At 64.7% G+C, this 13,290-nt stretch carries 10 protein-coding genes; 5 read left to right on the forward strand and 5 right to left on the reverse strand.

Annotation, left to right across the window (positions count from 1 at the left end; translation table 11 throughout):
• Nucleotides 1-82 precede the first annotated feature (82 nt).
• Nucleotides 83-856 (reverse strand): DNA-formamidopyrimidine glycosylase family protein, encoded by a 774-nt coding sequence (locus CH278_RS19235; protein ID WP_027496444.1) that lies wholly within the window; start codon nt 854-856, stop codon nt 83-85.
• A 51-nt stretch (nt 857-907) separates the two neighbouring features.
• Nucleotides 908-5,449 carry an ATP-dependent helicase gene (locus tag CH278_RS19240; RefSeq protein WP_094622626.1) on the reverse strand — a complete coding sequence of 1,514 codons (4,542 nt, stop codon included), beginning with the start codon at nt 5,447-5,449 and terminating at the stop codon, nt 908-910.
• Nucleotides 5,450-5,544: 95 nt separating this feature from the next.
• Here CH278_RS19240 and CH278_RS19245 point away from each other — a divergent pair, with 95 nt between their 5' ends.
• Both CH278_RS19245 and CH278_RS19250 read left to right on the forward strand, forming a co-directional pair.
• Nucleotides 5,545-5,796 (forward strand): hypothetical protein, encoded by a 252-nt coding sequence (locus tag CH278_RS19245; RefSeq protein ID WP_027496446.1) that lies wholly within the window; start codon nt 5,545-5,547, stop codon nt 5,794-5,796.
• 101 nt (nt 5,797-5,897) lie between these two features.
• Nucleotides 5,898-6,425, forward strand: a complete 528-nt coding sequence (locus tag CH278_RS19250; RefSeq protein WP_094622627.1) for a J-domain-containing protein — start codon at nt 5,898-5,900, stop codon at nt 6,423-6,425.
• On the opposite strand, the gene CH278_RS19255 is transcribed toward CH278_RS19250, so the two are convergent.
• Nucleotides 6,409-7,974, reverse strand: a complete 1,566-nt coding sequence (locus CH278_RS19255) for an NAD-dependent epimerase/dehydratase family protein (protein WP_094622628.1) — start codon at nt 7,972-7,974, stop codon at nt 6,409-6,411. The genes CH278_RS19250 and CH278_RS19255 overlap by 17 nt on opposite strands.
• Nucleotides 7,971-9,200: an aminotransferase class I/II-fold pyridoxal phosphate-dependent enzyme gene (locus CH278_RS19260; RefSeq protein ID WP_094622629.1), complete on the reverse strand. Its 1,230-nt coding sequence runs from the start codon at nt 9,198-9,200 to the stop codon at nt 7,971-7,973. Before CH278_RS19260 ends, CH278_RS19255 begins: the two co-directional genes overlap by 4 nt.
• Nucleotides 9,201-9,577: 377 nt before the next feature.
• Between CH278_RS19260 and CH278_RS19265 the strand changes: the two genes are divergently transcribed.
• Complete coding sequence (locus CH278_RS19265; RefSeq protein ID WP_094622630.1) at nt 9,578-10,696, forward strand: acyl-CoA dehydrogenase family protein; 1,119 nt, start codon at nt 9,578-9,580, stop codon at nt 10,694-10,696.
• A gap of 3 nt (nt 10,697-10,699) precedes the next feature.
• On the opposite strand, the gene CH278_RS19270 is transcribed toward CH278_RS19265, so the two are convergent.
• A complete protein-coding gene (locus CH278_RS19270) occupies nt 10,700-11,305 on the reverse strand; it encodes a hypothetical protein (protein WP_032370674.1) in 606 nt (201 codons plus the stop codon).
• Nucleotides 11,306-11,359: 54 nt separating this feature from the next.
• Between CH278_RS19270 and CH278_RS19275 the strand changes: the two genes are divergently transcribed.
• On the forward strand, nt 11,360-12,544 hold the full coding sequence (locus CH278_RS19275; protein ID WP_027496452.1) for an NAD(P)H-binding protein: 1,185 nt from the start codon (nt 11,360-11,362) through the stop codon (nt 12,542-12,544).
• On the forward strand, nt 12,544-13,254 hold the full coding sequence (locus CH278_RS19280; RefSeq protein ID WP_032383950.1) for a CPBP family intramembrane glutamic endopeptidase: 711 nt from the start codon (nt 12,544-12,546) through the stop codon (nt 13,252-13,254). Before CH278_RS19275 ends, CH278_RS19280 begins: the two co-directional genes overlap by 1 nt.
• The last annotated feature ends 36 nt before the right edge of the window (nt 13,255-13,290 follow it).

Raw genomic sequence — 13,290 nt, forward strand, 5'->3', positions numbered from 1 at the left:
CAAGTGTCAACATACGATCCATGGTGATCGGCGAAGCTGTGAGCAGGCTTGGTCTCACCTGACGAAGCTCTGTGAAGGCCGGTCATCTCTGGCAGTGCGGGCAGTAGTAGATCTGCCGTTCTTCGAGTGGGTTGTCGCCGATCAGTCCGAACTCGATGGTGGTACCGCACCGCCTGCACGGCTTGTTCTCACGGCCGTACACCCAGAAATGACGGCCCGCGCGACGATCCCCGGTGGTGACGCGCTGATTGCGATTCTTGTTGGCGGTGATGGTGCGGAAGGACAGGTCGATCATCTTCTTCAGGTCTCCGGAGTCCTCGACCGGAGTGCGGGGATCGACTCCGCGAAGGAAGCAGATCTCGTTGCGGTAGACATTGCCCAGTCCGGCTATGTTGCGCTGATCGAGCAGGGCCAGGCCGATCGGTCGGCCGGGGTCCGACTCCAGATTGGTCAGGGCGACACCTGGGTCCCAGTCGGGTCCGAGTAGATCCGGTCCGAGATAGCCGACAGCGTCGTCCTCGTTCTCGAGGATCTCCAGCACGCCCAGCTCGAATCCGATGGCCTGCGCCTTCTCGGTGTTCAGAATGATCCGAGCTTGGAAGGCCGGACGACGCCAGCGAGCCCCCAGTGCATAGACGTGCCAGGTGCCTTCCATCTTCAGGTGCGAGTGGATCGAGTAGCCGCCCACTCTGATCAGCAGGTGTTTGCCCCTCGACGCGACGGACTCGACCGTTTCGCCGGTGAAGTCGACTGTGGCGTAACGGGGTACACGAATGTCGCAGGCAGTGAGCTGCTGGCCCTCGAGCGCTGCCCGCAGAGTGTTGGCGGCGCGCCAGACGGTATCGCCCTCGGGCATCTACGTCCTCTCTCGTTCTTCGGTTCTCTTTTTCGTCAGTGGTGCGGTGCCTCAGCGCCGCAGGCGTAGTCCGCGGGGAGTCGCCGAGAAACCGGCCGCGGTCAGCGTCTTCGAGAAGTCCGTGCCGTGGATATCGTGACCGTTGATCCGTTCGACCAGTAACTTGTCCACCCCGCCGCGCTTGACCGTGGTCGCCAATGCCGTTGCTGCAGAAGCGATGTCCTCGGTGTTGTCGCCGAAGGTCAGCACCGACTTCCCGCCACGTTCGACGAACATCGTCAACTCCCCACGAACGAGTACGACCAGCGCTCCCGCCTTGCGACCCGGCCGGTGCTTCGTCGTGTCGTCGGTGTCTTCGCCGCCGGCCTTCGGCCAGGGCAGTGCACCGCCGTACGGGTTCGCCGGATCGCAGGACGCGAGCACCACGGCAGTGGCGTTCTTCTTCGGTTCGTCGTAACTACGCAACCGGTCGACGACGTCGGAGGTGGAGAACTGGGCGCCGCCGAGCGAATCGACGAAGTATCCGCGTCGGCAGCGACCGGAATCCTCGAACCCCGTGAGCACCTTGTACATCGTGGCGAATCCGCCGGGGACCCCTTCGTTCATGACCGAACCGCGGGTCACCACGCCATAGCGTTCGAGAAGTACATCTGCGGTGGCATGAGCCCGGACGGTGAGGTCCGGTTCGAGTTCGGGCAACCGTGACCACCGACCGCCGGCCGTCGGTGGGCCGGTGCGGGTGGGCAGGGACGGCCGCTCGAACTGACGGTAGGAACGCAGGCGCGGGGTTCGACGCGGTGATCGATGACTCGGGGCGGAGCGGGTGGCCGTGGAGTTCAACAGCGCTCGCAGTGGCGCGAACGTGTCGTTGCTGAGCCGTCCGGCCCACACCAGCTCCCAGAGCGCAGCCTGCAGAGCCGTGTCGTCGGTGCTGCCGACGGTGTCCGAGAGCTGCCGGAAGAAGTACGCACCGCCGCCCGCGACGGCGTCCTGAATTCGAATCTGCAACTCGGACAGGTCGGATTCGGCGGCGGGCACCAGGGTCAGTGGCGCGGTATCGGCCATGTGCAGGCTCACCCAGCCGTCTTTGGACGAGATTGCACCGTGTCCCGCCCACAACACCTCACCGGTGGAGATCAACTCGTCGAGCATGGCGGGGCTGTAGTCGCTCACCCGGGAGGCGAGCACGAGAGATTCCCACGCCGACGCCGGAACGGGCACGCCCGCAAGCTGTTCGATGACCGTTGCCACACCGTCGATGCCGCTCAACCGGCGACTGTCCACGTGCTGCCACGCCGGCAGGAAGCGGCCGAGCGTGGCGGTGGACACGGGTTCGACTTCCTGCCGTGCCGCCGCCAGAGATCGCCGCCGCAATCGCCGAAGAACCTCGGCGTCGCACCATTCACTGCCCGTTGCACCGGGACGGAATTCGCCCTCGACGACGCGTTTGTCCACGGCCAGTCGGCGCAGAACGTCACGCACCACGGCGGTACCGACGCCGAACCGCGCGGCTGCGTCGTCGAGGGTGAACGGACCGTGGGTTCGGGCGTACCGGCTGATCAGGTCGACGAGTGGGTCGTCGACGGGCTCGATGAACGCGGCGGGAGTGCCGATCGGTAGCGGAACACCGAGTGCATCGCGCAAGCGAGCCGCGTCCTCGATGGCCGTCCACCAGTTCTGGCCGGCGAACGAAACTTCCATTGCCCGCTTTGCATCGGCCAACTCGGCGAGCCACTGCGGGAATTCGTTTCCGTTGGTGCGCTGTCCGACTTCCGTGGCGGTCAGCGGACCGAGCAGCCGCAGCAGATCCGCAACACCCTCGATGTCTTTGGCGTGTCTGTCCTCGGGCAGTCGCTGCAACTCGAGCTCGGTGGTGGTGATGACGCTGTCGTCCAGCAACTCTCGCAGCTCGACGCGTCCGAGCAACTCGGCCAGCAGCGCCGAATCGAGAGACAGGGCGGCGGCCCGCCGTTCGGCGAGCGGGCTGTCGCCCTCGTACATGAAAGCGCCGACGTAGTTGAACAGCAACGAATTCGCGAACGGTGACGGTGACGGCGTCTCGACGTCGACGATCCTGATCTGGCGTCGCCCGATGCGGGCCAGGATGTCTTCGAGGGCGGGGAGGTCGTAGACGTCCTGCAGGCACTCGCGCACGGTTTCGAGCAGGATCGGGAACGTTGGGTATTTACGAGCGACGTCGAGCAGCTGTGCCGAACGCTGCCGTTGTTGCCACAGTGGTGCCCGCTTGCCGGGGTTGCGTCGGGGCAGAAGTAGTGCGCGAGCGGCACATTCGCGAAATCTCGACGCGAACAATGCCGATCCGCCGACCTGCTCGGTGACGATGTCGGCGATCTCGTCGCGCTCGAACACGAACAGTTCCGCGCCGGGCGGCTGGTCGTCGGTATCGGGAAGCCGGACGATGATGCCGTCGTCGGATGCCGTGGGGGCGGCGTCGATGCCGTATCGCTCGATCAGCCTCGCGCCGACCGCGAGGGCCCACGGCGCGTGTACCTGCTGACCGTAGGTGGAGTGCAGCACCAATCGCCAGTCGCCGAGTTCGTCGCGAAAGCGCTCGACGATCATCGTCTTGTCGGTGGGGAGCTGGCCGGTGGCCTCGAGTTGTTCGTCGAGCAAAGCGATCAGGTTGTTGACTGCGTTGGCGTCGAGACCGTCGGTGCTCAGCCGCTCGGCCAGGTTGCTGCGGTCGGTGGTGCTCCGCAGAAACTCGCCCAGGGCCCGGCCCAATTCCGCCGGTCGACCGAGGCCGTCGCCGTGCCAGAACGGCAGCCTGCCCGGTTGGCCGTATGCGGGACTGACCAACACTCGGTCGTGGGTGATCTCTTCGATGCGCCAGCTGGTGGCGCCGAGTGCGAACACGTCGCCCACTCGTGATTCGTAGACCATCTCCTCGTCGAGTTCGCCTACCCGTGACTGCTTTTCGCCCACCATGTAGACGGTGAACAGGCCGCGGTCTGGGATGGTACCGCCGGACGTGACGGCCAGTCGCTGCGACCCGGGACGGCCGGTGAGAGTGTTGGCGTCGCGGTCCCACACGAGCCGTGGCCGTAGTTCGGCGAACTCGTCCGACGGGTAACGGCCCGAGAGCAGGTCGAGTGTCGACTCGTAGGCAGACCTGGGCAGGGTGGCGAAACTGCCGGTGCGACGGACGGATTCGAACCAGTCCTCGGCGTCGATGGGTTCGAGTGCGCACGCCGCGACGGTCTGCTGGGCGAGGACGTCGAGGGGATTGGCCGGGACGAAGAGGGCCTCGATCTTGCCCGACGTCATGCGTTCGACGGTGACCGCGCAATGGATGAGATCGGTGCGGTGCTTGGGGAACAGCACGCCCTTGGAGATCTCGCCCACCTGGTGGCCGGCGCGACCGACGCGCTGCAGACCACTGGCCACCGACGGCGGTGCCTCGACCTGGACCACCAGATCGACTGCGCCCATGTCGATTCCGAGCTCCAGACTGCTGGTGGCCACAACGCAGCGCAGACGACCGGTCTTCAGATCGTCTTCGATCAGCGCGCGCTGATCCTTGCTGACACTGCCGTGGTGGGCCCGTGCCAGCAGAGGATCGGCACCGTGGTTGACGTCGGATGCGGTGCCCACCTGAGATGGTGGTTTGTGCTCGGTATCGACTCCGCCGCCGATACGTTCGGCGTACACCTCGTTGAGCCGCGCGGTGAGTCGTTCCGCGAGCCGGCGCGAGTTGGCGAAGACGATGCACGATTTGTGCTCGAGGATGAGATCGACCATCTTCTCCTCGACGTGCGGCCAGATCGATCCCTGAGCCGGGGGAGCGGCGGAGGTGTCCGCATTCGGGTCGGTGACGCCGAGTTCGGTCATGTCCTCCACGGGCACCTGAACCGTCAGGTCGAAAGTCTTCGGAGCGGGTGGGGCGACGATCTCGATGGGAGCGGCACCGGCGAGGAATCGGCCCACTTCCTCGTGGGGGCGCACCGTCGCGGACAGGCCGATGCGTTGCGCGGGCTTGTCCAGCATCGCGTCGAGCCGCTCGAGGGACACCGCGAGGTGCGCGCCACGCTTCGTGCCTGCGACGGCGTGCACCTCGTCGACGATCACCGTATCGACCTCGGCCAGGATGTCTCGCGCCGCAGAGGTGAGCATGAGGAACAGAGACTCGGGAGTGGTGATCAGAATGTCCGGCGGAGTCTTGATCATGGTCCGGCGATCGGCAGCGCTGGTGTCGCCCGAGCGGACTCCGACGGAGATCTCCGGCGGGTTCAGACCGAGACGCTTGGCCGTCTGGGTGATGCCGACCAACGGAGCTCGCAGGTTGCGCTCGACGTCCACTGCCAGAGCCTTGAGCGGCGATATGTAGAGCACCTTGGTCTTGCGGGTGCTGTCCGCACCCAGCTGGGCCAGCTCGTCGAGGGCCCACAGGAATGCCGACAGTGTTTTGCCCGAGCCGGTCGGCGCGACCACCAGGGTGTGCGATCCGCTGGAAATGGACGACCACGCACCGAGTTGCGCCGACGTGGGGGCCGGAAATGCGCCGTTGAACCACTCGCGAGTCGGCCGCGACAGCTTCTCCATGATGTCGGTGCCGATACTGTGCGTGGCCATCCCACCATCATGCCCCGAGGCACCGACAGGTAACCCCGGAGCGCGAAGCTCGTGCGCTGCGGTGTCGTTTCGCCCGATTCGGGTACCCGGTGGCCATGACCGACGACCAAGAGATCATGCAGAAGATTTCCGCGAAACTCGACGCACTGCTCGGCAGCAAGACGAACGGCCTGCAGAACGAGGTGCCGCCGGGTGCAAGCATCCAATCGGACGAGGACGACGCCGAGCACGGTCCACTCGGCCGGGATTACCACTTGGCGAGCAAGTACGCCCAAGCGCTGGCCATCAACGAGCCTCAAGTGATCGACCGTGACGAGTTCGACCGCTTGGTCGCCGAATACGGCTGAGCCGACGCATTCGAGTGAGCCCCGACCCCTGCAGGGGATCGGGGCTCACTCGTCTCGGGCGCACCTGGCGAACGCGCGCGGCCGGTTCTACAGTCGTTAGAGTGACCGAACGCAAGAAGCCAGGAGTCACGTTCGAGTCCTGGGTCGACAAACAGATCCGCGAGGCGCAGGACGCCGGCGCATTCGAAGGACTCGACGGCACCGGTAAACCCATCCCGATGGGCGATTCCGACGACGAACTGTGGTGGGTTCGCGGCTATCTGAGGCGAGAGAACCTGCCGGTCGATGCGCTCTTGCCCACGGCGTTGGCGTTGCGCAAAGAGATCGAGCGGCTGCCCTCGACGTTGATCGGTCTCCGGCGCGAGGAGTCCGTACGAGACGTGTTGGACGAGCTCAACGCTCGCATCGTCGACTGGATTCGCTTTCCTACCCCGCCGATCGTGCCGCTCGGCCCCGTGGATGTCGAGACGTGGGTGTCCCGGTGGCGTACCAATCGAGCCGAGGTCGACCGCCTGGAAAGACAGCACGACGCGGAGTCGGCTGTGACGTCGGGCCGGTCCTCGGCGGCGGACCACGACGGTGCATCGTGGTTCGCGCGCGTTCGCAGCAGGCTCAGCTGGTGGCGCTGAGTCCGATCGTCCTGGCGCAGTAGGCCAGAGCGTCCGCCGCAGTGGACACGAACGGAAGCGCAGCTGTGCCGTCCACGCGAACTCGAGAAGGCAACAGCCCGTCGGGGCACTTCGGTTCCTCGAGTGTCGTCCACCCGGTTGCGCGCCGACGCACGCCGCCGACCAGGGTGTCGGTCGCGTGCCGGACTCCGCTGCGCAGCGCAATGGGGGCGGTGTCGAGGTGCGTGCGAGCGAAGCGCAGTGCGGCGTCGACAGCGTCCACGGTCTGGGTGGCCGATGATCGACCGCGCAGCCCGGTGCTCAGGCCGTGGCCGGGGAGATCCAGTACCACCACGTCGACGCCTGCCCGTGCGATCTCGGCGGCCACGGGTGTCAGGTAGCGGGCATGCAGACCGGTATCGGCAACCAGCACCACCGACTGGTCGGTGGCCGTCGCCGATCGGTGTACTTCGATGTGTACTCGCCCGCCGGCGATGTCGAGCTGCCGGTGCACGACATCGAGGCCGGCGACGTCTGGGCGGGCGAGCGCGACGGCGTCGGAAGCCGGCCGCAACGCTGCCTCGCAGGCGAGGTCGCGTTCGAGGGCGTCCTGACTCCTCAGCAGCGACTTGCCCTGCAGCAGAATCATCATGGCGGCAGCCTCGTGGGAGGTGAGGGTGGGTGCCCATCCGGTGGCGGCACCGAGCGCGGTCGAATCGACGATGGGCTCTCCGGGCGTGACCCACTGCCCGGAGAACGGCGTGAGGCCGAGGGCGAAGGCGATGTTCGCGATACGCGTCGCCGCTTTCTGTGGAACGTCGAACATCAACTGGCCCTGCATCGCAGCGAGTTCACGCACACCGACCCAGTCCACCGGACCCAGGTTGTACGGACCGACGAGGTCGGTCTTGGCCGCGCGGTGGAAGGCGTCGGCCATGTCGTCCTGGAACAAGAATTGGTACGAGGCCCGATCCGCTTCCGGGAACGCGCCGATCGGCCCGGTGAACTGGTCGATCCCGTCGTTGGCGAAGTCGGGTCCGACGATGTACGTGCACCGCAACATGGAGATGGTCATCTCACCGGGGTGCCTACGCAGCCACCACTCCGCGTAATGTTCCACCTCGGCTTTGTCGTAGAAGTAATAGCGATTGGGATCGCCTGCTGGATAACTGTTCTCGGTGAGCGGCTCCGGAGCGATGTCGGCACCGTACGCATTGATGCTCGAGGCGATCACCACGCGTGACACCCCCGCTCGGTATGCGGAATCGATGACGTTGCGTGACCCGCGCAGGTTGATGTCGTGGGTCTCGGTCTTATCTTTGAGCTCCTCGACCACGAACGCCAAGTGCAGCACGACGTCGCACTCGGCGAACGTCTCCTCGAGGTCGGGAGAGCGAATGTCCGAGCGGATCGAGGTGAACTTCGGGTGCGTGATTCGGGCTGGGCGACGGGCTATCCCGACGACCGCGTCCACCTCGGGATCCTCGAACAGCCTCGGGAGTATCGCGGCCGCGAAGTCGCTGGTGGCTCCGGTGACCGCGACACGCAAGCCGCGGTGTCGCTCACTCATGAGGGCAGCTCCGCTACGGCCTCGATGATCTGTTCCGTGGCGGTCGACAGCTGCTGTTCGGTGTGGGTTGCCATCACACACAAGCGAAGTATCGCACCGGACTTCGGCACCGCGGGATGCAGGGCGGCGCTGGTGAAGATGCCACGGTCGTAGAGGTTCTTCCACAGACTCATCGCTACGAGGTCGTCGCCGATGTGCAGGGAGACGATGGGCGCAGCCGTATCTCCGTGGGGTGTCGACGAGCGGCCCGCCACGTCGAGGCCGGCCGATTGCAGTCCGCCGCGCAGGATCTCGGCGTTGTCGAGTACGCGCCGAGCCCGATCCTTGCCCTCGTCGCTTCGGATCAGGCGGACGGAAGCCAATGCGGCACCCACCGCAGCTGGCACACCGGAGGTCGTGAACAGGAAGGCGCGGGCCTTGACCCGGAGGGTGTCGATCAAGTCGCTCGAGCCGGTCACGAACCCGCCGGTGGAACTGGGGCTCTTCGACAGTGACGCCATCGTGACGTCGACGTCCTTGGTGATGCCGAACAGCTCTGCCGCTCCGGTGAGTTCGGGCCCGTAGACACCGAGGCTGTGGGCTTCGTCGACCATCAGCGCTGCGTGATAGCGGATACACAGCTCGGAGACGACGTCGAGCGGTGCCAGGTCGCCCTCCATGGAGTACAGACCGTCGACGATCACCAGCACGGCTCCGTCGTCGACGACGGGTTGCTGGAGTTTGGCTTCGAGATCGGCCATGTCGTTGTGCTTGAACTTGACCACCGACGCGCCCGAGAGAGTGCTGCCGTCGCGGATCGATGCGTGGGCCGCCGAATCGACGATCACCGTGTCACCGGGGCCGACGATCGCACTGATCGTTCCGAGGTTCGTTTGGTAGCCCGTGGTGAAGACGAGTGCGTCGTCCGTTCCGTGCCACTGAGCGATCTCGTGCTCGAGTTCGAGGTGGAGGTCCAGAGTGCCGTTGAGCAAACGACTTCCGGTGACTGCGCTGCCGAATGTGTCGAGCGCGTGCTGGGCACCCTCGACAACCTTGGGATGGTCGGCAATGCCGAGGTAATTGTTGGATCCGAGCATGATCTTGTCCCGGCCCTCGACGCGAACGACCGGTGCAACGGCCGATTCCATCTTGCGGAAGTACGGGACCACATCGGCGTCTCGAACAGCGCGCAGCAAATCCACGCGCTCGTCTCCGCCGAGTCGTTTCATCAATCTGTTGACAACCATCGTGTACCAGAACTCCTCACAGAGTCGATTGTGGATTGTCGCGAATTCATGAGTTCATTCGGAGCGGGCGGCGCGGGCGATTGGTATTCGGCAGAAGAATATTCAGCGTTTCAAAAGATGCTCTTGCGACGGAAATCGGTTGGTAAATACGCCCCGAAAAATAACTTCGGTTTCTTTCGATGGGCAAACTTTACGAGACCTTTAGTTTATCGCTGCAGGTGGCGGGGTATTGTCGGGGTCCAGCGCGAATTCACCTGCTTTACCGCTGTCCATGTTGATATTCGACTGATTTGTCCAGGTCGACTGATGGTACAAAATGGACGACGCCGCAATCAATCAGTGACACACAATCGATTAGTGACACAAGGAGATGAACAGTGACTGGATTAATGGTGCGCGAAAGAGAAACGCTCGAGAAGTACATGCCGGGTTTGCTGCACTATCTGGACACGACCCCACTGGACCGACTGGAGTCCCGCGATTCGGACGCGATCGACAAGTTTCGGGAATTCGGCGGTACCGGCTTGGTGGTCCCGGGCGAACTGGGTGGTCTCGGTGCTCCGGCCATCGACGCGGTTCGGGCGCAGAGGGCCATCGGGTCTCGCTCACCCTCTCTGGGCGCGGGAACCACGATGCACCATCTCTCACTCGCGTCCCTGACCGAATTCGCTCGTGGTGCCACCGACGACGACCGAGCATTGATCAAGGGATTGGTCGACCAGAAGGCGATCGTTGCTTCCGGGTTCTCCGAGGGCGTCACCGGCGGGAGTGTGTTCATTCCGACGATGACCGCCGTGAAGAAGGGCGACAACTACATCGTCAACGGAAGCAAGAAGCCGTGCAGTCTGGCACGTTCGATGGACTTGCTGACCTGCAGCGTCGAGATCGACTCCGGTGACCGCGCCGTCGCGCTGATTCCGGCCGGCCTTCCGGGTATGAGTGTGAAGCCGTTCTGGACCACCGACATTCTGGCCGGCGCGCAGAGCGAGGAAGTGTTGCTCGAAGACGTCGAAGTACCGGCAAGCCTCGTCCTACCCAACAAGGACGACGATCCTGATGGCGTGCACGAGATGACCGGCTACCTCTGGTTCGGGATGCTGATCTCCGCCAACTACATCGGCGCAGCGACCTCCCTGCTCGAGCGGATGATCGAGCAGGACAAGGGTGACTACGAAGGCTACGTTCGAGCGGCGGCCGAACTCGAGGTGTCCATGGCGGCAATCGAGAACGTGGCCCGTGCCTTCGACGAAGGTGAACGCGGACAGGATATCTCGGTGAAGTTGCTGTTCAACCGCATCGCGATTCGTGACGCACTGGTGCGCAGCAGTGCGGCTGCCATCGAATCGCTGGGCGGGATCGGCTTCATCAAGTCACCCGAAATCGCCTACGTCGCAGCAGCATTGCACGCGTTCGCATTTCATCCGCCATCACGGCGGTCCATTTCGGAGACCCTGGCCCGTTTCCACGCAGGTGAAGATTTCGCGTTCGTCAAATAGCGACTACCGCTGTTCGTCTTCCAGCTCGTCGTTCAACTTGTCCTCGCCCCGGTTGCGGAAGAACTTGAATCCGGGGATGCCGATGACGGCGCGCCTGACGTCCTTCGTCACTCCGAGAAGCTCGTGGATCTCGGGGGAGACCGTATCGAGGGTCGCGAGGATGGGGAGTAGAGCTTCCATGTGGTCGAGGAGTCCGGGAAGCTGATCGACCATGGCGATCGCTGCGTCGACCTCGGCGTCGGACAGGTTGTCGACGAAGCGTCGCGCCATCGGCTCGGACTTCTTGGCGATGGGATCGAACATCTCGATGAGCTCCAACGCCGTATGCGAGGCGGCCGATGCCGACGCGACCACGGTGTCCGCGGCACCGGTCGTCCGTTGTACATGAGCAACCACGGCATCGGCCGAATCGATCACATGGTCGATTCGTGTCATCAATGTCTCTATACGGCTCAGCAGTGCTTCGATTCTGCCGGGCAGGGTAAGCGCGAAATCGGCCGTGGTGAACATCCAGCTCACACCGGCCCGCGCCACTGCGGCTCCTCGCCGAAGCACCGTTTCGGTACCGAGAGGGTCGGGGAGGACCACACCTGCCAACACGAGAGCCATAGGAGCGACAATGCCATACCGACGCAACGCCCCGACTGCCGTTAGCCTCGACGCATGAGAGTCCTCGTCACCGGTGCCAGCGGGTACATCGGATCTCGGCTGGTGGCGGCCCTGTTGGCAGACGACACGGACGTCGTCGTCGGGTCTCGGACCCCGAAGAACCTGCGCACTTTCGACTTCTACGATTCCGTGACCGCGGTGTCGCTCGACGTCACGGACGAACAATCCTGTGCCGCGGCCTTCGCAGAGTCGGGCGACATCGATGTCGCCTACTACCTCGTCCATGCGATCGGCGAAGCCGATTACCGTGCCCAGGACCGGACGTCCGCCGAGCAGTTCGCCGCGGCCGCCGCGCGAGCGGGAGTGCGTCGAATCGTGTACCTGGGCGGCTTCGTCCCCGACGACGCCCACCTGTCGGAGCACCTGGCCAGTCGCGCCGACGTCGGTGAGGCGCTGACGGTAGACGGCATCGACCTGGTGTGGTTGCGAGCGGCGATCGTCATGGGTGCCGGCTCCACGTCGTACGAGATGCTCCGCTATCTGGCGGACCGCCTGCCTGTGCTGCCGTTGCCGAGCTGGCTCGCCGAGCCCGTTCAACCGATAGCAGTCGACGACGTACTGCACTACCTGGTGGCGTCGGCCGATACCGACACCGTCCCAGCAGGTTCCTACGACATCGGCGGCCCGGACGTGGTCCCGTACCGCGACCTGGTGTTCGCCTACGTCGAAGCCGCCGGGCTGCAGCGCATCGGGATACCGGTACCGCTCGTTCCGACGTCACTCGCCGGCAAGGTGATCGGAAAGATCATTCCTGTGCCCGCCGGGCTCGCCGAGGATCTGGTCGGTTCACTGCACAACACGATGACCACGTCGGAGAGCCGGATTCGGGATCTCGTCCCCGATCCGCCCCGTGGTCTGACCACCATCGCAGACGCCATGGCCCGTAGCGTGCGAGGAACCGTGGGCGAGCCGCCCGGGGTCTGTGCACTGAAGGACCCGCTGCGACTGGCGAACACCGACGCAGCATGGAGCGGCGGAGATGCGCTCGGCGTCCGGCGGCACGGCGTGGCCGCGTCCTCGGACCGCACCTGGGGTCTGGTCGAGGCTCTGGGCGGCCGTCGACTGCTGGCATCGAAGCCCGTGGCAGCAGCAGTGCGTACCAACCTCGATGTGGCTGCGAGTGTGAACCGACGCGCGAAGTCGGTCGTGCGCCGACTGACCGATACCGAGGAGGCATGATGGCAACGTGGTCGACGACCGCGCTGAACGTGATGAAGTCCGCTCTGGTCGATCCTGTCGAGCGCGACCACCGGGAGTCCGACGCGGCGTTCAGGAAACGGCGCATCATCGTGCTGATCACACTGGTGATCGGGGCGACGGTGCTGTATTTCTCGCTCAAGGTGGAACCGGGTGACCCGTCGTTCTACGCATTGACGCTCGTGTTGGCCGCAGTGTGGATCATCGGTGGATGTCTGTCGGGGCCGCTGCACCTCGGACGGATCAAGGTGGGCGGGTCCATCCGGCGGCCGATCGTCACCCCCATCCTCATCGGTCTCGCCGTCGGTGGCGTGTTCATGCTCGGCGGCCTCGTCGTCCGTCAGATTCCGCCGCTCGCCGATTTCACCGAGAACGTGCTCGCACACGCCCGAGTGGGGTCGCTGGTACTGATCGTGTTCATCGCGTTGCTCAACGGTGTCGCCGAGGAGATCTTCTTCCGAGGAGCCTTGTACTCGGCCATCGGAGTCAAACATCCGGTGATCATCTCGACGGTCGTCTACACCATCGCCACCCTCGCGTCCGGCAACCCGATGCTCGGCTTCGCCGCCGTGCTGCTCGGTTACGTGATGGGGCTGCAACGTCGCGCGTCGGGCGGAATTCTGGCACCGATCCTGACGCATGTCAGCTGGTCGGCGGTCATGGTTCTGGCCCTGCCCCCGCTGTTCGTGTGAGCAGAGGGTCATGTCTCGTGAGGGCAGAGGGGCATC

Source organism: Rhodococcus sp. 05-2254-5 (assembly GCF_002258575.1).
Classification (GTDB): Bacteria; Actinomycetota; Actinomycetes; order Mycobacteriales; family Mycobacteriaceae; genus Rhodococcoides; species Rhodococcoides fascians.

Coding starts and splice junctions, on each gene's coding strand:
- CH278_RS19270 (WP_032370674.1), bottom strand. CDS start 11,305: ATGGCTCTCGTGTTGGCAGGTGTGGTCCTCCCCGACCCTCTCGGTACC.
- CH278_RS19275 (WP_027496452.1), top strand. CDS start 11,360: ATGAGAGTCCTCGTCACCGGTGCCAGCGGGTACATCGGATCTCGGCTG.
- CH278_RS19255 (WP_094622628.1), bottom strand. CDS start 7,974: ATGAGTGAGCGACACCGCGGCTTGCGTGTCGCGGTCACCGGAGCCACC.
- CH278_RS19235 (WP_027496444.1), bottom strand. CDS start 856: ATGCCCGAGGGCGATACCGTCTGGCGCGCCGCCAACACTCTGCGGGCA.
- CH278_RS19245 (WP_027496446.1), top strand. CDS start 5,545: ATGACCGACGACCAAGAGATCATGCAGAAGATTTCCGCGAAACTCGAC.
- CH278_RS19280 (WP_032383950.1), top strand. CDS start 12,544: ATGGCAACGTGGTCGACGACCGCGCTGAACGTGATGAAGTCCGCTCTG.
- CH278_RS19240 (WP_094622626.1), bottom strand. CDS start 5,449: ATGGCCACGCACAGTATCGGCACCGACATCATGGAGAAGCTGTCGCGG.
- CH278_RS19260 (WP_094622629.1), bottom strand. CDS start 9,200: ATGGTTGTCAACAGATTGATGAAACGACTCGGCGGAGACGAGCGCGTG.